This window comes from Kitasatospora sp. NPDC058032 (assembly GCF_042885845.1).
Taxonomy (GTDB): Bacteria; Actinomycetota; Actinomycetes; order Streptomycetales; family Streptomycetaceae; genus Kitasatospora.
In genome coordinates this window covers 1-21,360 of record NZ_JBHVRK010000011.1, presented here as the reverse complement: position 1 = coordinate 21,360, position 21,360 = coordinate 1, and the positions used below count along the sequence as shown (strand labels likewise).

Sequence of the window (21,360 nt, the reverse complement as noted above, 5' to 3'; positions counted from 1 at the left end):
GGCCGGGTGGCCGCCCCGCTCGTGCTCTTTCTTGACGGAGCGTCAGCGCACTCGTCAGCGCATCAACGAGGCCAGCAGCGGCCGGAAGTGGGCGAAGTCCGGCGTGACCGCCCCCGCTTCCTTGGCCAGCTCGTCCCAGCGGCGCACCGCCACCGCGTCCTCGGCGCCCGGGTGGGCGGCGAAGTCGGCGGCCTCCTGCTCGGACATCGGGCCGCCCTGCACCCGGAGGGTGTACTCGGAGGCCTCGGACAGCTTCGCCCGGTAGTCCGGCTCGACGGCGCACAGGTAGCGCTTGGCCGCCACGTGCAGCCGGACCGGCCCGGTGACCTCCGGGCCGAACCAGCGGGCCAGCCATTCGGCCCCGGTGTCGCTGTGCCGGTTGTCCTGACCAGCCATCAGATCCCGTCCGTGCAGGACGCCGTGGAAGTGGCCGATGTCGTGCAGCAGGGCCGCGGCGACCAGCTGCGGGGCCGCCCCGGCAGCCTCGGCCAGCGCGCCGGCCTGCAGCATGTGCTCGGCCATGGTGACCGCCTCGCCCAGGTACTCCCCGGCGCCCTCGCCCGCGAACAGCGCGGCCAGCTCGTCCAGCGCGGCCGAACGGCGGTGCAGCACGGCCAGGGTGGAGGCCAGCGAGTCCAGGTCCGCGTAGCAGCCCTGGAGGTGGCGGCGGCCGTCCTGCGCGAAGGCGGTGCGGGCGTGCATCAGCCGGGTGTTGTCGAAGACCAGGCAGTCGCCCGGGTCGAGCCGGAACTCCAGCTGGAGCTCCGGGCGCAGGGTGACCGCGGCGAACGCGCGGTACGCGGCGTAGAACGCGTCCAGTTCCGCCGCCGAGCCGCGCAGGGTGGCGATCGAGCGGTTGTTGAACCGCACTTCGCGGATCCGGCCCAGCGGGTCCACGTCGATCAGCGGCCGGTCGGCGCGCAGTTCGGCGGCCCGGTCGCGGAAGACGAACGGCACGAGGGTGCGGGTCAGCACCGCGAAGTGCTCCGGCGCCTCCGCGCGCAGCAGCGCGGCGGCCCGGAAGCCGTCCACCAGGCCGGAGTCGCCGCCGGTCGCCGAGTTCTCCAGGCAGTGCAGCAGTTGCAGGGTCGGCACCGGGTCGCGGTACGGGTTGTCGGTGTGCGGGGTGATCGCGGCGCTGGTGAAGGCCAGGTTGTTCGGGTCCGGCTCGACCCGGACGTCGAACAGCTCGCCGTAATTGGTGACCCGCACGTGGCCGAAGCTCTCCGCGACCGCCAGCACCTGCCGTTCGCGCACCGGCACCCCGCGCAGCACGGCGAAGCCGGAGCGGCGCACGGCGGCCAGCACGGCCGCCTGCTCGGCCGGGTCGGCCAGGTAGGCCGACCACTGGGCCTCGGGGATGCCGGCGGCGAAGTCCGCGGCCTCCCAGAGCCGCTTGTCGGCCTCCGTGCGCCCGTCGCCGTCGGCCTCCCGGGTCAGCCACCCGGACGGGTACCGGGAGCGGTGCCCGTCCGACCAGAGCACCTCCAGGTGCCCCTCCAGCTCGGCCCGCGCGGCGATCGCGAGGTCGTCCGGCAGGTCGGTGATCTGGAACAGCTTCTGCCCGTTGCGCGGGTCGCGGCATTCGGCGCAGGGGCAGTTGTCGCGCAGCCAGTACGGCGGCAGCTCGGTGGTCATGGTCGTCTCCTCGGCGGCCCGGGGGCGTGGGGTCGAAGTTGTATAGCCAACTTCTCCGTCGCGCTGGAGCCTGCCGGGGGGCGGTGAGCCGTGGGTGCCGGGGGAGTGAACGATTCGGGAACAGTGCCGGGCCGAACGCCCGGAACCCCTTGCCGGGCAGGACCGGACCTGCTCGGATGTGCCGATGCTCGAACATGATCAACAGCCCGTCGAAGCGGCGGTCGACGTGCCGTCCGCGGACGCGCGGCCGGTGCGCCCCTCCCGCCGCCGGCTCTGGATCGGCCTCGCCGCCGCCGCGGTCGTCGGCTGCACCGCCTTCGGGGTGGCCTTCGCCGACAACTTCGCCGCCCTCGGCGCCTACGGCTACCGGCCGCCGGAGCAGTTCCAGGGCCTGCCGAAGGCCTCCGACGGCACCCGCGACAAGCAGTCCTGGCGGATCGGCGGCGGCTCCGGCGTCTCGGCCACCAGCTACCGCAGCTCGGACGACGCGCGGCTGGTCTTCGTGACCGTCGCGGAGATGCACATCTTCCTGCCCGCCTCGCAGCTCGACGACGCGATCGCCGCGCAGCGCCGGAGCGGCTACACCTACACCGACCTGCACGACGTCGACCCGGGCGAGCGCGGCGGCGTGATGAAGTGCGGCCTGGCCGGCTTCGAGGACGGCGAGCTGTCGGTGTGCACCTGGGCGGACGGCAGCATGTGGGCCGCCTTCGCGGAGGTCCTCGACGGCGCGACCGTCGACCCCGACGTGCTGGCCGGGCGCGCCCGTGAGTTCCGCGGCCTCGCCGAGGTACCGGCGTAGGGCCTGTCCGAGCCGAGGCCGGACGGCGGACCGCCCCGCCCGCTGCGGCGGACGGGGCGGTCGGGGCGGTCGGGGCGGTCGGGTGGCCGCCGAGGGACCTCAGACGGTCGCGTGCCAGGCCTGCTCGGCCGCGGTGAGGGCGGGGGCGGCGTCGGCGCCGGTCGCGGTCGCGAGGGCGGTGAGGGTGGCCCGGACGGTGTCGAGGGCGGCGGCGGTGCCGTAGTGGTTGACCCGCAGCATCTCGGCGGCCAGCACGCCGCCGCCGGCCTGGACCGGCAGCGAGGCGTCGAGCCGGCGCAGCTCGGCGGCGAGGGCGGTGGCGTCCAGGCCGGCCGGGGTGCGCAGGGTGGTGGCGACCGGCGCGGCGTGCGCGTCCTCGGGGACGAACGGGCTGAGCGTGCCGAGCGCCCGGACGCCCGCGCGGGTGGCGGCCGCGGCCGCCCGGTGGCGGGCGATGACGGCGGGCAGGCCGTCCGCCGCGATCCGGTCCAGGCAGGCGCCGAGCGCGAGCATCTCCAGCTGCGCGGGCGCGTGCGGCAGGACGGTGCGACCGGCGTCCGTCCAGCGCTCCTTCCAGTCCAGCAGCGAGAGGTAGGAACGGCGCGGGGCGGCCGGGTTGGCGGCGATCCGCTGCCAGGCCCGCTCGGAGACCGAGACGGCCGAGACGCCGGCCGGTCCGCCCATCGCCTTCTGCCCGCCGATCACGCACAGGTCGACGCCCCAGGCGTCGGTCAGCAGCGGCTCGGCGGCCACCGAGGCGACCGCGTCCACCATCAGCAGCGCGCCGTGCTCGCGCACCACGGCGCCGATCTCGGCGACCGGGTTGGTGTTGCCGGTGGCGGCCTCGGCGTGCACCAGCGAGACGAAGTCGATGGCCGGCTCGGCCGCCAGGGCCGCGGCGACCTGCTCGGCGGTCACCGCGCTGTCGAACGGCACGGCGAGGTCGACGACCTTCGCGCCGCAGTCACGCAGCCAGTTGCCGAAGGTCTGGCCGTACGGGCCGGTGACGATGTTGAGCGCGGTCGAGCCCGGGTGCGCGGCGCCGCGGATGGCGGCCTCCAGTGGCAGCAGCGCCTCGCCCTGGGTGACGATCACGTCGGCGGTGGTGTGCAGCAGCGCGGCGACCTGGTCCTCGATCGCCGCGAAGTCGGCGGCGGTGAGCGGGGGCAGGTCGAGGAAGGGGCTCACGGTCTCTGGGCCTTTCGAGGGGGTGCGAGGGAGGGAGCGGCGGGTGGCCGGGAACGAGTCTGCCCCATCTTCGCCGCTTACCGGGAACGGCGCCGTCGGTAGAGTGCGGCCATGAGCGATGGCGCGGTGCTGCACGTCCGGGGTCGGGTGCTGGTCGGTCCGGAGGACGTCCGGGACGAACTCTGGGTGGTGGACGGCCGGGTGACCTTCTCCCGTCCGGCCGCCGTGGGCGCCGCCGACCCGGACGTCCGGACGGTCCAGGGCTGGGTGCTGCCCGGCCTGGTGGACGCGCACTGCCACGTCGGCCTGGACGCGCACGGCGCCGTCGACGCCGCCACCAGCGAGAAGCAGGCGCTCACCGACCGCGACGCCGGCACCCTGCTGATCCGCGACGCCGGGTCCGCCGCCGACACCCGCTGGATCGACGACCGCGAGGACCTGCCCCGGATCGTCCGGGCCGGCCGGCACATCGCCCGCACCCGCCGCTACATCCGCAACTACGCGCACGAGATCGAGCCCGGTGACCTCGCCGCCTACGTGCGCGCCGAGGCCCGGCGGGGCGACGGCTGGGTCAAGCTGGTCGGCGACTGGATCGACCGCGACCGCGGCGACCTCGCCGCCTGCTGGCCGGGCGACGCGCTCGCCGAGGCGATCGCGGCGGCGCACGAGGAGGGCGCGCGGGTCACCGCGCACTGCTTCGCCGCCGAGTCGCTGCCGGACCTGCTGGCCGCCGGCATCGACTGCGTCGAGCACGCCACCGGCCTGACCGAGGAGTTGATCCCGGTCTTCGCCGAGCGCGGGGTCGCGATCGTGCCGACCCTGGTCAACATCGCCACCTTCCCGCAGCTGGCGGCCGGCGGCGAGGGCAAGTTCCCGGCCTGGGCCGCCCACATGCGCCGGCTGCACGAGCGCCGCTACGACACGGTCGGCGCCGCGCACGACGCGGGCATCCCCGTCTACGTCGGGACGGACGCGGGCGGTTCGCTCGCCCACGGGCTGGTCGCGGAGGAGGTCGCCGAGCTGGTGAAGGCCGGCCTCACCCCCGCCGAGGCGCTGTCCGCGGCCACCTGGGGCGCGCGCGCCTGGCTGGGGCGCCCCGGCCTGGAGGAGGGCGCGCCGGCGGACTTCGTGGTGTACGCGCACGACCCGCGCGCCGACGTCCGGGTGCTGGCCGATCCGCGGCTGGTGGTGCTGCGCGGGCGCCCGGTGGCGTGAGCCGCAGTTCGAGGTGCCGCGGTGTGATCATCTCGGTGAACGGGCTGTCGGTGTAGGCCGATAGGGTTACGCCCATGGCACCGCGTCCACTGAACGAGATCGTCGAGCCCGGGTGGGCCACCGCGCTGGAGCCGGTGGCCGGGCGGGTCGCCGCGATGGGCGACTTCCTCCGCGCAGAACTGGCCGCCGGCCGCACCTATCTGCCCTCGGGACCGAACGTGCTGCGCGCCTTCCAGCAGCCGTTCGCCGAGGTGCGGGTGCTGATCGTCGGCCAGGATCCCTACCCGACCCCCGGTCACGCCGTCGGCCTGAGCTTCTCGGTGGGGGCCGAGGTCCGGCCGATCCCGGCCAGTCTGATCAACATCTTCCAGGAGTACGGCAGCGACCTCGGCCTCCCGCAGCCGTCCAACGGCGACCTCACCCCGTGGACGCGGCAGGGCGTGCTGCTGCTGAACCGCGCCCTGACCACCGCCCCGCGCAAGCCCGCCGCGCACCGCGGCAAGGGCTGGGAGGAGGTCACCGAGCAGGCGATCCGTGCCCTGGCGACGCGCGGCGGCCCGCTGGTGGCGATCCTCTGGGGCCGCGACGCGCGCAATCTGCGGCCGCTGCTGGGCGAGATCCCGGCGATCGAGTCGGCGCACCCGAGCCCGTACTCGGCGAGCGGGGGCTTCTTCGGCTCGCGCCCGTTCAGCCGGGCCAACGAGCTGCTGGTGCGGCAGGGGGCGCAGCCGGTGGACTGGCGACTTCCTTGAGCGAGGCGGCACAGGTGTCGGAGCAGACCGGAACACTGCGGCCGCGACCAACTGGACAGCTGTCGGCCACTCCCACGTTCGGCTGACTCACTGCTGCCCGCTGCCGGCTGCCCGCTGCCGGGCCGAGCTCGCCGACACCCTGTGGCGGGAGTTGCAGCGCTCGGGGAGCGGACGGCGGGACGGCCCGGCGGCTGAACTCCGGCACGACCTGGACGGGACCGGTGTTCCGCGCGCCGGGAAGGACCGCCGCGCCGGGCCGTTCGCGGAACCCGTCGAGGTCCCGCGAACGGCCCGGCCGCGCGACGCCCGGCCTGCGGTTGCGCCGTTCAGCCGCTGCGCAGCTCCAGGGTGCAGCACTTGACGCTGCCTCCGGCCTTGAGGAGCTCGGACAGGTCGACGCCGATCGGCTCGAACCCACGCTGCCTCAACTCGTCGATCAGGTGGACCGCCGACTGCGGCAGCAGGACGTGGCGGCCGTCGGAGAACGCGTTCAGGCCGAAGGCGAGAGCGTCCTCCTCGGTCGCCAGGATCGCGTCGGGGAACAGATTCCGGAGCACCCTGCGGCTGCTCTCCGAGAAGGCCTCCGGAAAGTACATCACCTCGTGGTCCGAGAGCACCGCCAGCGCGGTGTCCAGGTGGTAGAAGCGAGGGTCCACCAGGTTCAGGGAGATCACCGGGACCCCGAAGAAGTCCTGGGCCTCGTCGTGGGAACGGCGGTCGGTGCGGAATCCCGTACCCGCCAGCAGCGTGCGGCCGGCGAGCAGGAAGTCGCCTTCGCCCTCGTTGAGGTGCTCCGGCCAGCTGATCTCCCCGAAGCCGTGCTCCCGGAACCACGCGAGGTAGGCCGGGCCCTCGGCCGTGCGCTCGAAGCTGCGGAAGCGCGCACCCAACACCCGACCGTCCACCACGGTCGCGCCGTTGGCGGCGAACACCATGTCGGGCAACCCGGGGAGCGGATCGATCATCTCCACGATGTGCCCGAGGTCGCGGTAGAGATCGCGGAGCCTCTCCCACTGGGCCACTGCCAGAGAACCGTCGGTGGGTTTCTCGGGGGCCATCCAGGGGTTGATGGAATAGGTGACGTCGAAGTGGCTGGGGGAGCACATCAAAAGGCGCCGCTGTGTTGCGGTGCGAGTGATCGACCCCATCGTTTCGGCGTACCCGGAACCGGTGCTGCCGGTACTCGGCGACACGGAAATCTCCTTGCGTTCGGCAGGCCTGCGGCCGGAGGTGAAGGAATTCACCTAAGCCTCCGGCCGATCGCATACGGAAGAATGGGTTCAGTCGTTCTTCATGGCGGCGATGAGGCTCTTCGGGCGCATGTCGGTCCAGGACCTCTCGGTGAATTCGAGGCACTCCTCGCGGCCGGCCTCGCCGAAGGCCGTGTCCCAGCCGGCCGGCACCTCGGCGAAGGCCGGCCAGAGCGAGTGCTGTCCCTCTTCGTTGACCAGGACGAAGTAGGTGGCGTTGGGGTCATCGAATGGGTTGGACATTGGATTCCTCTGTCTGGAAGGTGTTTGGTTTCGAGCGGGAGGCATTTCGGGCCGACCGGACCCGGATGGCCGACTGGCCGAATTCGGGCGGAGTCAGCGTCTGGCGATGGGATCGAGACGGGAGCGGATGTCATCGACGATAGCCCTGGGGTGGTCCAGGAGAAAGAAGTGGCCGCCCTCGAAGGGAAGCATGCGGAAACCGGAGTCCGTCACCTCGGCCCACGCCTCCACGGAATCGCGGCTCACCTCCGCGTCCCGTGTGCCGTAGTAGGCGGTGACCGGGGCGTTCAGTGCGGCGCCGGCCTTCGTCGCCGTGTACGCCTCGACCAGCCGGTAGTCGGCGCGGATCGTCGGCAGCACCAGCTCGCGCAGCTCCGCGTCCTCGAAGGCCTCCGCGTCGGTCCCTCCCAACTCGGTCAGTTCTTTCATGAGTTGGTGGTCGCTGGCGCCGGATAGCGGTCGAATGTGCTCTCGTCCGGGGCCCGAGCGGCCGGAGACGAAGAGCGCCGAGACAGCCGCGCCGTGCTCCGCCTGCAGGCGCAGTGCGACCTCGTAGGCGACCGAGGCGCCCATGCTGTGGCCGAAGAACGCCAGCGGTGCGTCGAGCAGGCGGACGCATTCACCCGCTATCTGCTCCACGAGCTCGTCCATCGTTTCGGCGAACGGCTCGAGGAACCGGTCCTCCCGGCCCGGGTAGCGGACCGCGAGGAGTTCCGTACCGGGCGGCACGAGCTGGCCCCAGGGGCGGAAGAAGCTCGCCAGTCCGCCGGCGTGGGGAAAGCAGATCAATCGCGTCTGCGGGTTCGGGCTATGTCGCACCTCCCGAAACCATCGGCCGACTCGCGTGTCATCCTGGCTGCGCATACCACTCTTCCTCAAATTGCACCGGGGCGCCGCTCCGGATCATTTCCGAACCGGTAGGTGGCCTGCTGTCGTCGAACGACCCGGAACGGGACGGGAGATGTTGCCGGAGCCGCCGGGAGCAGAGCCGTGCTCGAGATTCTGTGATCAGAAAATTCCGAGAACGAGACGATGGTCCAGAACCGGGGATCTGATTCGCAGTCAATCGAGGAAGCCTGCACCAGGGAATCAGATCAGGATGATCAGGACTTCGACGATGCTTCCATGCGTCTCCTGCGGGTGTCAACGGTCCCGCTGCCGTGCCCGGCGGCTCCTGGCGGAACATCCCCCCGTCGGGTCGTGTCCGGACAAGGGTCCGCCCGCCCGGTCGCGGCCCGGCGTTCCGGAGGCGCCCGCCGATCGCTGTAAGTGCCTGTTCCAGCCGAAAAGTTGACATACGGTCAGAATCACGCCGGACGTTTCAGCGTGTGCGTAGGATGGAAGGCGGATCTCCATGGCAAGACAAGGCTTTGAACCTGAGGTGAGGGGTCGTTCAGGTGACGGGGGAAGCGGTATCCATGATGAATCCTCTTGATGAGACACGTCTGGGAACTTTGAGCAGCGAGGCTGGAGAGCCCAGGTCACTCCCCGGGCTCCGCACCGGGACACTGCCCGTCAGTTCCCTTCTGCCCGGAGATTCTCCGAGGCTCCTCGGGCCGGACGAGCGGCATGTCGAAACGCTCGCGCAGGTCGGTGATCCGCTGCCGCCGATCCTCGTCCACTGGCCGTCGATGAAGGTCATCGACGGCCAGCACCGCCTGCTCGCGGCCCGGATGCGCGGTGACCAGGACATCGAGGTGTGTCTGTTCGACGGCGACGCGGAGGCTGCCTTCGTCCTCGCCGTGAAGGCCAACAGCGCGCACGGCCTGCCGTTGACGCAGGCGGACCGAACCGCCGCGGTGGGCCGCATCCTCAAGGCGCATCCCTACTGGTCCGACCGCGCGATCGCGGCCACTGTCGGGCTCTCCGCGGTCACGGTGAGCGGGATCCGGCAGCGCGAGTCCGGCGGGTCCTCGGCGGAGGCGCGGATCGGCCGGGACGGCAAGGTGCGACCTCTCAGCTCGGCCGAGGGGCGCCGGCTGGCCGGAAAGCTGATAGCCGAGCAACCCGGCGCCTCTCTGCGGGAGATCGCCAAGGTCGCAGGCATCGCTCCGGCCACCGTGCGGGACGTCCGCGACCGGATGCGGCGTGGCCAGGACCCGGTCCCTCCGAGGCAGCGGGCGACGGAGAGGATTCCGAAGCCGCGGACGGAGTGGACGGCGCCGAGGCAGCGCACCGTGGAAGCACTACCGGGAGGGCGGGGGCACGGTACGGCCACCCGGCCCACGGACATCGTGGAGAGGCTCCGTCGTGACCCGTCGCTCCGCTTCAACGAGGCCCGCCGCTCGCTGTTGCGCTGGCTCGGTGCGCAGGCGACCAGTAGCGAGCAGCTGAACGACCTCGTGCGGCAGGTGCCACCCCATGCGGCGAACGCCGTGGCGCAGTTCGCCCGCGCCTGCGCGCAGGGCTGGAACTCGTTCGCGGACGAGCTCGAACGCTGGCCGGACTGAGACCGGTGGCTGTTCAACTGTTCGGATCGGACAGTTGAACAGCCTCGCCGCCCCGGCTCCACGCGAGCCGGGGCGGCGCCGTCCCTCTAGTGGGCTCCGGACACCAGGCCATGGCCCGGCGGCACGGCGGCCGGATCGGTGCCGGCCTCCAGGACACGGTTGGCTTCGTCGACGAAGACGACGCTGGGCCGCAGCTTGCGGGCCTCGGCGTCGTCGACCGTCGCGTAGGAGATGAGGATCACCAGGTCGCCCTCGTGGACGAGCCGGGCGGCGGCGCCGTTGATCCCGATGATCCCGCTGCCGCGCGGCCCGGTGATGACGTAGGTCTCCAGACGGGCGCCGTTGTTGATGTCCACGATGTGTACGAGTTCGCCCGCGACCAGGTCCGCGGCCTCCATCAGATCCTCGTCGACCGTCACCGAGCCCACGTAGTGCAGGTTGCACTGGGTCACGGTGGCTCGATGGATCTTCGACTTCAGCATGGTGCGCTGCATTGTTGGTCCTCTCATGTCACACGGTGGCGGCGTTACGGCGCGAGGTCACCGGACGCGCCGGACGCCGCTCGCTCGATCATGGCGGCGAGTTCGTGCCGGCGGTTCCCGGTGCTCCGGCGGAAGTCGTGGACCACCTTCGCCACGGTCTCCCGCGGCTGCTCCTGGCTGAGCTTGAACATGCTGTCGACGTTCTGGACCTCGATCTCGAACCCGCGGATTCCGGGCAGGAGGCGCTCGAAGTAGTCGAGGGACCCGGTCATGTCCCACCCGGTGCCGACCTCCCGTTCGAACGCGCGCACGGTGGCACGCACGATCTTCCTCAGGGCGTCGGGATCCTCGATCACCTGCAGCGTGCCGTGCACGTGAACGGAGGTGAAGTCCCAGGTCGGAGCTGCGGGCACCTGCTCGTAGACCGTGGGCGAGACATAGGAGTCGGGCCCTTGGAAGACGAGCAGGGCGTGCTCGGCCTCCGACAGCGCCTTCCAGTGGGGATTGAGCAGGTTCATGTGTCCGAGGATCCGCCGGCCGACGAGGTCCTCCCCGGGTGCCTGGGCACCGTCCAGCTCCTCGGCGAGGAGCACGGGAACGTGTGTGGCCCAGGGGTGCTGGGGGCCGTTGGTGACCAGGAGGGCCAGGGGATTGGAGCGGATCAGCTCGCGGGTCCAGGACGGGTCTTGTGGCCGGTACTGCTCAGGAACGTACATCGCTGAAGCCCTTCGACATCCTTCGTTCGGTCAGCTCGGGATCCGTGTCCGGGGAGCGCCCGGCCACGGAGAGGACGATCTCGCCGGCCCTGACGGCTGTGGTCGACAGCAGCGAGGACGACAGGCCGTGTGTGTGCTCAGTGCCGCCCTGCAGGTAGATCCCGCATTCCACCGAGCCCTCGGTCACGACCTGGTGGTCGCGCTGGACGTGCAGGAGACCGGAGGAGTCCCGCTTGCAGAGGGAGGCCGCCGGGCCGAGCACCGCGAGCGGATCCATCGGCCGGTAGCCGGTCGCGAAGACCACCAGATCGGTGTCGAGGTCGATGTCCTCCCCGGTGGGCAGGTGCTCCAGCCGGAGCCGGACCCGGTCGGGTTCGGAAATGACCTGCTTCACTTCCGTCATGTGGCGGATGTGCAGGCGCGGAACACCGCGGACGGACTCCCGGTAGACCCGGCCGAAAAGGTCGTCGATGACCTCCGGGTCGACCACCGAGTAGTTCGTGTTCGCGTGGTAGTGGAAGAACTTCTGCTGCACGTGCGGGGGTGCGGAGAAGAATTCGTCGACGGCTTCCGGGTCGAAGACGCGGTTGGCGAAGGGCGAGTCGTCGGCGGGGCTGTAGCCGTAGCGCGAGAAGACCGCGTGGACATCGGCGCGGGGGAACCTGTCGTGCAGGTGTCCGGCTATCTCCGCGGCGCTCTGGCCGGCGCCGACGACCGTACACACCGACGGGTCCGAGGGGAGCGCCGCCAGCCGGTTCAGAAATTCCGAGCTGTGCCAGAGGCGTTCCGTGCCCTCCAGCCCGAGCGGCAGGGTGGGAACGATGCCGCTGGCGATCACCAGGTTGCGGGTCCGCTGCACGACCACCGTGTCCGGGTCGTCGCCGTCGCGCGAGACCACGTCGAGGAAGACGATCCTGCCGCCCTCCTCGACAGGGCGGACCTCGACCACCTCGGCACCGTAGCGGACGAGCTCCTCGAACTGCGCGGCCACCCATTCCAGATAGTCGTGGAACTCGATGCGCAGTGGGAAGAGCGTCTTGTGGTTGATGAACTGAACCAGTCGACCGCGCTGGTGAAGGTACATCAGGAAGGTGTACCGGCTCTGCGGGTTCCGCATGGTGGCCAGATCCTTGAGGAAGCTGACCTGCATCGTCGCCTCGTCGAGCAGCATGCCCTTGTGCCATCCGAAGGCCTGCTTGCGTTCGATGAACCCGGCGCGCAGAGGGGAGTCCGGGGTGGCCGCGTTGTGCTCGTCGACCGCCACGGCCAAGGCCAGATTGGAGGGCCCGAAACCCACTCCCAGAATGTCGAAAACTGGACCGCTGTACGTCGTCTTCGGTTGCATTTGGTGTTCTTATCCCGTTCCTGGGCGCTACCGTGCGCGGAATAAATCCAGGGTTCCCTTGTTGGGAAGATATCTCCGCACACGTTCGGGGTGGACGTCAAGAAGGGCTCCCCGGCTATCGGCGGGTCTGTACAGTTGCCCGGATTCTTACAGTTGCCCGGCCCTTACGGTTGAACAGGGCTTCTTGACAGGGTTCTGGCCGCTGGTGAGGATCACCGAGTATGCCTGTTCTGGCGCGAACGTCTTGCCGGCGCGGGTGCTCCGTTGTCGAACCTCCAAGTAAAGGCACTCGAAGCCGGTGGACGATCAGTGCGATCGCCGCGGTTCTCTTCGGCCTGCTCGCATTACCGACCCGAGTCATTTCCGGTTCAGGCTTGAGATCAGTCAGTGAATCTCGGCTTCCGCGCCTGGACGCTCGTCGCCTCTCCTGTGGAGTCTTCATGACCACCCCTGACAAGCGGTTCGCTGAGACCCTCCGCCCCGATGCCGACGGGGGCGTGCCCGTAGCACCCGGCGCACAGGACCGGCTGCTGTCCGACCTGGGTGGAAACCGGCGGGACGACATCGAAGACGCCACCGTGCCGCAGCTGTTCGAGGCTCAGGTCGAAGCGACCCCGCAGGCGCTCGCGCTGGAGGACGGTGGCCGCTCCTTCACCTACGCCGAGCTCAACGCGCAGGCGAACCGGATCGCGCACTGGCTCATCTCACGCGGCATCGCTCCCGGGCAGCTGGTCGGTGTGGCCCTCCCCCGGTGCGCCGAGCAGATCACCGTGATCCTGGGCATCACGAAGGCGGGTGCCGCCTACCTGCCCGTGGACCCGGGATACCCGGCCGAGCGCATCGACTTCATGCTCACTGACGCCAAGCCGGCCCTGCTGCTGACCACGGCCTCCCTGGCCGCAAGCCTGTCCGTCGCCGATGCGGAGACGGTCCCGGTCGAGATGCTTCCCGGGCTGCTGCGCGAGCAGGCCACCGGCAATCCCACCGATGCCGACCGCCGTGCGCCGCTCACCGCCGCGGGTCTTGCCTACACCATCTACACGTCCGGTTCCACCGGCCGGCCCAAGGGCGTGGCTGTCACCCACACCGGGCTCGCCAGCCTCACCGCCGCGCTGACCGACCGCTGTGCGGCAGGTCGGGGCAGCAGGATCCTGCAGCTCGCCTCGCTCGGCTTCGACGCCTCCGTCTCGGAGATATTCCTCGCGCTGACGTCCGGCGCCGCCCTCGTCCTGACCGACGCCGACAGCCTGGCCGGCCACGAGCTCATGCGGATCATGGCCGACCGGCGGATCACCCATGCCTTCATCACCGCCTCGGTGCTGGAGACGCTCCCGGTGGGAAGCGAGTCGGCCCTGTCCGGACTCGGCACCCTGACCATGATCGGCGAGGCGGTTCCGCCGGAGCTGGTGGAACGCTGGTCGCCGGGCCGTCGGATGATCAATGCCTACGGGCCGACGGAGTGCACCGTGTACGCGACGGCGAGCGGGGCCCTGTCCGGCCGTCAGGTGCCCATCGGACGACCGCTGTTCAACACTCGGGTGTACGTCCTCGACGCCCGGCTCCAGCCGGTCGCCGCGGGCGGGGACGGCGAGCTCTACATCGCGGGAAAGGGCGTCGCCCGTGGCTACCTGAACCGGCCCGGTCTGAGTGCCGAGCGGTTCGTGGCGGATCCGTTCGGTGCGGCCGGGGGCCGGATGTACCGCACGGGTGACCTGGTGCGGTGGAACCGGGACGGTGAGCTGGAGTACCTGGGCCGTAGTGACGACCAGGTGAAGATCCGCGGATTCCGGATCGAGCCCGGAGAGATCGAGGCGGTGCTCCAGGAGCAGCCCGGCATCTCCCAGGCCGTGGTCGTCGCTCGCCGGGACCAGCCCGGCGGTGCCCGCCTCGTGGCGTACGCGGTACCGGTGACGGCCGCCGGCTTCTCCTCGGAGCGGATCCGGGAGCAGCTGCGAAGCGTTCTTCCCGCCCACATGGTTCCTGCGGTTGTCGTGGCGCTGGACCGGATGCCGATGACGCCGAACGGGAAGATCGACCGCAGGGCCCTTCCCGCACCCGACTACACCCTGACGGGCACCGGACGCGCTCCGCGCACGCCGCAGGAGCAGATCCTGTGCACGGCGTTCGCCGAGATCCTGGGCGTGTCCGGGGTCGGGGTCGACGACAGCTTCTTCGACCTGGGCGGCCATTCGCTGCTGGCCACCCGTCTGATCAGCCGGATCCGGACGGCACTCGGTGTGGAGATCCCGCTGCGAACCGTGTTCGACGCGCCCACCGCGGAAGCGCTCGCCCGCCGACTGGCCGACCACGCCGGAGAACTGCGCCGCGCACTCGAACCGGTGGACCGGCCGCAGGTGCTGCCGCTGTCCTACGCCCAGGAGCGGCTGTGGTTCCAGCACAAGCTCGAAGGCCCCTCCGCCACCTACAACATCGTGCTCGCCCTGCGGCTGACCGGCGACCTGGAGCAGCAGGCGCTGCAGGGTGCCATCGACGACGTGGTCGCGCGCCACGAGGCACTGCGCACCGTGTTCGAGGAGGGTGGCGGCCGTCCCAGCCAGCGCGTCCTCACTCCCGACCAGGCTCGCGCCAGGCTGTACGTCCAGCAGGTCGATCAGGCCGGTCTCACGCCGGCCATGAACCGGGCCGCCCGGTACGAGTTCGACCTTTCCGGTCAAGTGCCGCTGCGCGTGGAGCTGTTGACCGTCAGCCCGACGGATTCGGTGCTGATGCTGGTGCTGCACCACATCGCCGGTGACGGCTGGTCGCTCGCGCCGCTGGCCCGCGACCTGATCGCGGCCTACACCGCCCGCCTGACGGGTGCCGGGCCGGACTGGCCGCAGCTGCCGGTGCAGTACGCCGACTACACGCTGTGGCAGCGTGAGCTGCTCGGTGACGACAGTGACCCGGAGAGCGCCTTCAGCCGCCAGTACGGTTACTGGGCTGAGCAGTTGGCCGGTCTGCCGGAGCAGGTCACCGTCCCCACCGACCGGCCCCGCCCCGCCGTCGCCAGCTATGAGGGCGACACCAGCGCCTTCAGCCTCGACGCGGAGCTGCACCGGGACCTCGTCGAGCTGGCCCGTTCCACCGGCAGTACGTTGTACATGGTGCTGCAGGCCTCGGTGGCCGCCCTGCTGACCCGCCTCGGCGCCGGGACCGACATCCCGATCGGCAGCGGCGTGGCCGGGCGCACCGACGAGAGCCTCGACGACCTGGTCGGCTTCTTCGTCAACACGTTCGTCCTGCGGACCGACACGGCGGGCGACCCGGCCTTCGCCGACCTGCTCGGGCAGGTCCGCCGGACCAGCCTGGACGCCTACGCGCACCAGGACGTCCCGTTCCAGTACCTGGTGGAGAAGCTCAACCCGCTGCGATCCAATGCGCACCACCCGCTCTTCCAGGTCGCGCTCGTCCTCCAGAACAACGAGGAGGCTCACTTCGACCTGCCCGGCCTGCAGGCGGATTCCGAGACCTGGGCCACCGGCACAGCGCGTTTCGACGCGTTCATCAGCATGTACGAGAGCCACGACCCCGACGGCACGCCCAAGGGCATGTCCGGCACGGTCGAGTTCGCGACGGACCTGTACGACCGGTCGACGATCGAGGCGCTGATCGCTCGCTGGACTCGGCTGTTGACGGCGGTGACCGCCGATCCGTCCCGGCCGATCGGCTCGCTGGACTTCCTCACCGAGGGTGAGGAGGCCCGGCTCCGGGACTGGGCGACCATGTCCCGGCCCGAGGTCGAGGACTCGACCCTGCCCGGGCTGTTCGAGGCCAGGGTGGCGGTCGCGCCGGACGCGGTGGCGGTGGACGGGGCTGATGTCTGCTGGACGTACGGGGAGTTGAACGCGCGGGCGAACCGGATCGCGCACTGGCTGATCTCGCGCGGCATCGGGGCCGAGGACCTGGTCGGTGTGGTGCTGCCGCGCAGTGCGGATCAGGTCGCGGTGATCCTGGGCATCGTGAAGGCGGGCGCGGGTTATCTGCCGGTGGATCCGGAGTACCCGTCCGAGCGCATCACCTACATGCTCGCGGATGCCGCTCCAGCCCTGCTGCTCACCACGGGGCGGCTGGCGGAGGAGTTGCCGGAGGGGCTGGCCGTCGAGGAGCTGGCCGGGGTCTGGGACGGGCAGCCGGTCACCGATCCGACGGATGCGGACCGGGTCGCGCCGCTCACCCCGGCGAACACCGCCTACGTCATCTACACCTCGGGTTCCACGGGCCGGCCCAAGGGCGTCACCGTCACGCACACGGGTCTGGCATCCCTGGTGGTGACGCATCTGGAGCGGTTCGCGGTGACCGCGGGCAGTCGGGTGCTGCAGTTCGCCTCGCCGGGTTTCGATGCCGCGGTGTGGGAGCTGGTGATGGCGCTGGCGACCGGTTCGGTGCTGGTGGTGGCGGGGTCGCAGCGGTTGGTGGGTGAGGAGCTGGGCCGGGTGCTGGCCGAGCGGCGGATCACGCATGTGACGCTCCCGCCGTCGGTGTTGGCGACCTTGCCGGCGGGTAGCGAGTCCGTGCTGTCCGACCTGGGCACGATCGTGGTGGCTGGTGAGGCGTGCGCGCCGGAGCTGGTCGAGCGGTGGTCGGTGGGCCGTCGGATGATCAATGCGTACGGTCCGACGGAGTCGACAGTGGACGTCACGGCCAGTGAGCCGCTGTCGGGTGCCCATGTCCCGATCGGGCGGCCGGTGGTCAACACCCGGGTGTATGTGCTGGACGAGTATCTGCGGCCGGTGCCGCAGGGTGTCGCGGGTGAGTTGTATGTGGCGGGTCGGGGTTTGGCGCGTGGTTATCTGGGGCGTGCGGGTCTGTCGGCGGAGCGGTTCGTGGCGGATCCGTTCGGTGCGGCGGGGGGCCGGATGTATCGCACGGGTGACCTGGTGCGGTGGAACCGGGACGGTGAGCTGGAGTACCTGGGCCGTAGCGATGACCAGGTGAAGATCCGTGGGTTCCGGATCGAGCCGGGTGAGGTCCAGTCGGTGCTGGCTCGGCATGCCGAGGTGGCGCAGGCGGTGGTGGTTCCGCGTGAGGACCAGCCCGGTGACACCCGTCTGGTGGCTTACGTCGTTCCGGGGACCGGTGGTGCCGACGTCGGCGTCGGTGCTGGTGAGCAGGTTGAGGACTGGCGGGAGTTGTACGACTCGTTGTACGAGGGTTCGGCCGCGTCGTTGGGTGAGGATTTCGCGGGGTGGAACAGCTCGTACACGGGTGAGGCGATCCCGTTGGAGGAGATGCGGGAGTGGCGTGCGGCGACGGTGGAGCGGATTCGTTCCTTCGCGCCGCGGCGGGTGTTGGAGATCGGTGTCGGTTCGGGTCTGTTGATGGCGCCGCTGGCGGGGGAGGTCGAGGCCTACTGGGGCACGGATCTGTCGCAGCCGGTGGTGACCCGGTTGGTGGGGCAGGTCGCGGAGCGGGGCTGGGAGCACGTCGAGCTGCGGTGCCGGCCGGCGGAGGACTTCACGGGGCTGCCCGTCGGTTACTTCGACACGATCGTGATCAACTCGGTTGCGCAGTACTTCCCGAACCGGGAGTACCTCACCTCCGTTCTGCGTCAGGCGCTGGAGTTGCTGGCGGACGGTGGCCGGGTTCTGCTGGGTGACATCCGTCATCTGGGGCAGCTGCGGATGTTCCAGACGGCCATCCATGCCCCGAATGCCGCCGGCAGTGCCCAGCTCCATGCTTCGGTGGAGCACGCGTTGGTGGTGGAGAAGGAACTGCTGGTCCACCCGGACTACTTCACCGCTCTCGCCGCCGAGTGCGGTGCGGGTGTGGACATCCGGATCAAGCGTGGTGAGGCGCACAACGAGCTGACCCGTCACCGTTACGAGGTCGCCCTTCACAAGGGTGCGGAGGCGTTGACGGATCTGGCCGGCCTGCCGGTGGTGCGGTGGGGGAGCGACCTCAGCACGTTGGACGGGTTGCGGGAGCGGTTGGCCGGTGGTGTGCCGCTTCGTGTGGTGGGTGTTCCCGACGCGCGTCTGTCGGGTGAGGCGGCTGCCGTCGAGGCGTTGGACTCGGGTGAGGACCTGGACGCGGTGCGGTCGGTGCTCGGCTCGGTGGCCGGGATCGATCCGGAGGCCTTCCACCGGTGGGCCGAGGGTCTCGGGTTCCGGGCGGTGGTCACGTGGAGTGCCGGTCTTCCGGGCGGGTTCGACGCGGTCCTGCTGGACGCGGCGGACACCCGGGCGGTGACCGGTGTCTACCGGTCCTCCGGTGGTGGTTCCGCTCTGACGAACTCCCCGGCTCGGGCGCGGACGAGCGGGGCGCTGGTGACGGCGCTGCGGCAGGTGTTGCAGGCGCAGTTGCCGGAGTACATGGTCCCGTCGGCGATCGTCACCCTGGACCGCATTCCGCTGACCCCGAACGGCAAGATCGACCGCAAGGCCCTTCCCGCACCGGAGTACACGTCCGCGGGTGGTGGCCGTGCACCGCGCACGCCGCAGGAGGAGATTCTCTGCACCTTGTTCGCGGAGATCCTCGGCCTGTCGAGTGTCGGGGTCGACGACGATTTCTTCGCGCTCGGCGGTCACTCCCTGCTGGCGACCCAGCTCTCCAGCAGGATCCGGGCCACTCTCGGCACCGAGATGCCTCTCCAGGCGCTTTTCGAGGCGCCCACGGTTGCCAAGCTCTCCGTGCGGCTGGACGAGGGGGCGACGCGTCCGGCTCTCGTCGCGCTGCCCCGGCCGGAGGTGCTGCCGCTGTCCTTCGCCCAGCAGCGGCTGTGGTTCCTGCACCAGCTGGAAGGTCCCTCCGCCACTTACAACATGCCGCTCGCCCTGCGGCTGACCGGTGACCTGGACCGGCCGGCGCTGCGGGAGGCCATCAGCGACGTCATCGCGCGCCACGAGGCGCTGCGCACGGTCTTCGAGGACGTCGACGGGCAGCCCCGCCAGCGCGTTCTCGACCCGGAGCAGGCCCGCATCGAGCTGCCGGTCCAGCGGGTCGAGCAGGCCGACGTCGCCCGGGCGCTGGATCGGGCCGCCCGCTATGAGTTCGACCTGTCCTCGCAGATTCCGCTGTCCGCCGACTTGTTCGTGACCGGTTCCGCTGAGGCGGTGCTGATGCTGGTGCTGCACCACATCGCCGGTGACGGCTGGTCCATGGGCCGGCTGGCCCAGGACCTGGTGGCCGCGTACTCCGCCCGACTGACGGGCGCCGGCCCGGACTGGCCGCAGCTGCCGGTGCAGTACGCCGACTACACCCTGTGGCAGCGCGACCTGCTCGGTGACGACACCGATCCCGACAGCCTGTTCGCCCGCCAGCAGCGTTACTGGACCGGGCAGTTGGCCGGTCTTCCGGAGCAGGTCACCGTCCCCGCCGACCGGCCCCGCCCCGTGGTGGCCGGCTACGCGGGTGACGTGAGCACCTTCGGCATCGACGCGGAGCTGCACCAGGCGCTGTCCGAGCTGGCCCGTTCCACCGGCACCACCATGTTCATGGTGCTGCAGGCGTCCTTCGCCGCTCTGCTGACCCGTCTCGGCGCCGGAACGGACATCCCGCTCGGCGCACCGATCGCCGGACGCACCGACGAGAACCTCGACCAGCTCATCGGCTTCTTCGTCAACACCCTGGTGCTGCGCACGGACACGGCGGGCAACCCGTCCTTCACCGACCTGCTGGCGCAGGTCCGCCGGAGCAACCTGGAGGCCTACGCCCACCAGGACATCCCGTTCGAGCACCTGGTGGAGAAGCTCAACCCGCACCGGTCCTCCAGCCACCACCCGCTGTTCCAGATCTCCCTGGGACTTCAGAACACCCAGCAGCCGAACTTCCAACTGTCCGGATTGCAGGCGGACAGTGAGATCTGGCCCACCGGAACCTCGATGTTCGACCTGGCCATCACGGTGGGCGAGGAGCATGGCTCGAACGGCGCACCTTCGGGGATCAGTGGCTTCGTCGAGTTCGCGACGGACCTGTACGACCGGTCGACGATCGAGGCGTTGACCGAGCGTTGGGCCCGGCTGTTGAAGGCAGTCTCCGCCGATCCGTCCCGGCCGATCGGCTCGCTGGACTTCCTCACCGAGGGTGAGGAGGCCCGGCTCCGGGACTGGGTGACCACGTTCCGGCCCGAGGTCGAGGAAGCGACGCTGCCCGGGCTGTTCGAGGCCAGGGTGGCGGTTGCGCCGGACGTGGTGGCGTTGGAGGCCGGGGATGAGACCTGGACGTATGCGGAGCTGAACGCGCGTGCCAACCGGATCGCGCACTGGCTGATCGGCCGGGGTATCGGGGCCGAGGACCTGGTCGGGCTGGCGCTGCCGCGCGGCGCGGAGCTGTTCGCGGCGATCCTGGGTGTGGTGAAGGCGGGTGCCGGTTACTTGCCGGTGGATCCGGACTACCCGGCGGATCGCATCGCGTACATGCTCGCGGATGCCGCTCCCGCCCTGCTGCTCACGACCGGGCGGCTGGCGGAGGAGTTGCCGGAGGGTCTGGCGGTCGAGGAGCTGGCCGGGGTCTGGGACGGGCAGCCGGCGAGCGATCCGACGGATGCGGAGCGGGTCGCGCCGCTCACTCCGGTGAACACCGCCTACGTGATCTACACCTCGGGTTCCACGGGTCGGCCCAAGGGTGTCACCGTTACGCACACGGGTCTGGCCTCGCTGGCCTCCACGTTGGTCGAGCGCTGCCGTACCACTGACCGGAGCCGGGTCGTGCAGCTGGCCTCGCCCAGCTTCGACGCCTCGGTCCTGGAACTGCTGATGGCCCTCAGCGGCGGCGGCACCCTCGTCGTGCCCCCGCCGGGCCGTCTGGCGGGGGAGGATCTGGCCAGGGTCCTGGCGGACCGGCGGATCACCCACGCGTTCATCCCGCCGTCCGTTCTGGCCACCCTCCCGGTCCAGGCGCCCAGCACGCTCACCGAGCTCTCCGGCCTCATCGTCGGCGCCGAGGCGTGCCCGCCGGAGCTGGTCGAACGGTGGTCGGTGGGGCGTCGGATGATCAACGCCTATGGGCCGACGGAGTCGACCGTGGCCGCCACGGTCAGTGAGCCACTGGCGGGTACGTACATTCCGATCGGGCGGCCGGTGGCCAACACCCGGGTCCATGTGCTGGACGAGTACCTCCGGTTGGTGCCCCCGGGTGTCGCCGGTGAGCTGTACGTCGCGGGTCGGGGTCTGGCGCGTGGTTATCTGGGGCGTGCGGGTCTGTCGGCGGAGCGGTTCGTGGCGGACCCGTTCGGTGCGGCGGGCGACCGGATGTACCGCACGGGTGACCTGGTGCGGTGGAACCGGGACGGTGAGCTGGAGTACCTGGGCCGTAGTGACGACCAGGTGAAGATCCGCGGGT

13 protein-coding genes are annotated in these 21,360 nt (G+C 70.7%); 5 read left to right on the top strand and 8 right to left on the bottom strand.

Annotated elements, in window-relative coordinates:
* Positions 1 to 54: 54 nt before the first annotated feature.
* The gene (locus ACFVUH_RS19145) at positions 55 to 1,638 is read right to left on the bottom strand and encodes a phosphonate degradation HD-domain oxygenase (RefSeq protein ID WP_387914474.1); all 1,584 of its coding nucleotides are present in this window, start codon (positions 1,636 to 1,638) and stop codon (positions 55 to 57) included.
* Between the two features lie 184 nt (positions 1,639 to 1,822).
* Between ACFVUH_RS19145 and ACFVUH_RS19140 the strand changes: the two genes are divergently transcribed.
* Positions 1,823 to 2,440 (top strand): hypothetical protein, encoded by a 618-nt coding sequence (locus ACFVUH_RS19140; RefSeq protein WP_387914473.1) that lies wholly within the window; start codon positions 1,823 to 1,825, stop codon positions 2,438 to 2,440.
* Between the two features lie 99 nt (positions 2,441 to 2,539).
* Here the strand turns inward: ACFVUH_RS19140 and ACFVUH_RS19135 are convergent, their stop codons facing one another.
* Entirely contained in the window at positions 2,540 to 3,628 is a 1,089-nt protein-coding gene (locus ACFVUH_RS19135) for an aminotransferase class V-fold PLP-dependent enzyme (RefSeq protein ID WP_355370416.1), read from the bottom strand.
* Between the two features lie 111 nt (positions 3,629 to 3,739).
* On the opposite strand from ACFVUH_RS19135, the gene ACFVUH_RS19130 reads away from it, so the two are divergent.
* The gene (locus ACFVUH_RS19130) at positions 3,740 to 4,843 is read left to right on the top strand and encodes an amidohydrolase family protein (RefSeq protein WP_387914471.1); all 1,104 of its coding nucleotides are present in this window, start codon (positions 3,740 to 3,742) and stop codon (positions 4,841 to 4,843) included.
* Between the two features lie 74 nt (positions 4,844 to 4,917).
* Complete coding sequence (locus tag ACFVUH_RS19125) at positions 4,918 to 5,595, top strand: uracil-DNA glycosylase (RefSeq protein ID WP_355370422.1); 678 nt, start codon at positions 4,918 to 4,920, stop codon at positions 5,593 to 5,595.
* A gap of 326 nt (positions 5,596 to 5,921) precedes the next feature.
* Here ACFVUH_RS19125 and ddaH read toward each other — a convergent pair whose 3' ends face one another.
* The 3 genes from ddaH to ACFVUH_RS19110 all read right to left on the bottom strand — a co-directional run bounded on the left by ddaH (position 5,922) and on the right by ACFVUH_RS19110 (position 7,952).
* On the bottom strand, positions 5,922 to 6,743 hold the full coding sequence (ddaH, locus tag ACFVUH_RS19120; protein WP_355370528.1) for a dimethylargininase: 822 nt from the start codon (positions 6,741 to 6,743) through the stop codon (positions 5,922 to 5,924).
* A gap of 132 nt (positions 6,744 to 6,875) precedes the next feature.
* Complete coding sequence (locus tag ACFVUH_RS19115) at positions 6,876 to 7,088, bottom strand: MbtH family protein (protein WP_387914470.1); 213 nt, start codon at positions 7,086 to 7,088, stop codon at positions 6,876 to 6,878.
* A 93-nt stretch (positions 7,089 to 7,181) separates the two neighbouring features.
* A complete protein-coding gene (locus ACFVUH_RS19110; protein WP_387914469.1) occupies positions 7,182 to 7,952 on the bottom strand; it encodes a thioesterase II family protein in 771 nt (256 codons plus the stop codon).
* Between the two features lie 533 nt (positions 7,953 to 8,485).
* Here ACFVUH_RS19110 and ACFVUH_RS19105 point away from each other — a divergent pair.
* Positions 8,486 to 9,538, top strand: a complete 1,053-nt coding sequence (locus ACFVUH_RS19105) for a hypothetical protein (protein ID WP_387914468.1) — start codon at positions 8,486 to 8,488, stop codon at positions 9,536 to 9,538.
* Between the two features lie 86 nt (positions 9,539 to 9,624).
* Here the strand turns inward: ACFVUH_RS19105 and panD are convergent, their stop codons facing one another.
* The 3 genes from panD to ACFVUH_RS19090 are packed head-to-tail and all read right to left on the bottom strand — an operon-like array spanning position 9,625 to position 12,081.
* Positions 9,625 to 10,032, bottom strand: coding sequence for an aspartate 1-decarboxylase (gene panD / locus ACFVUH_RS19100; protein WP_355370432.1), 408 nt, complete (start codon positions 10,030 to 10,032; stop codon positions 9,625 to 9,627).
* Positions 10,033 to 10,064: 32 nt separating this feature from the next.
* Entirely contained in the window at positions 10,065 to 10,736 is a 672-nt protein-coding gene (locus tag ACFVUH_RS19095) for an FMN-binding negative transcriptional regulator (protein WP_355370434.1), read from the bottom strand.
* On the bottom strand, positions 10,723 to 12,081 hold the full coding sequence (locus ACFVUH_RS19090) for a lysine N(6)-hydroxylase/L-ornithine N(5)-oxygenase family protein (RefSeq protein ID WP_387914465.1): 1,359 nt from the start codon (positions 12,079 to 12,081) through the stop codon (positions 10,723 to 10,725). Before ACFVUH_RS19090 ends, ACFVUH_RS19095 begins: the two co-directional genes overlap by 14 nt.
* A gap of 221 nt (positions 12,082 to 12,302) precedes the next feature.
* Here ACFVUH_RS19090 and ACFVUH_RS19085 point away from each other — a divergent pair.
* The coding region (locus ACFVUH_RS19085) for an amino acid adenylation domain-containing protein (RefSeq protein ID WP_387914463.1) at positions 12,303 to 21,360 on the top strand (9,058 nt) is incomplete at its 3' end.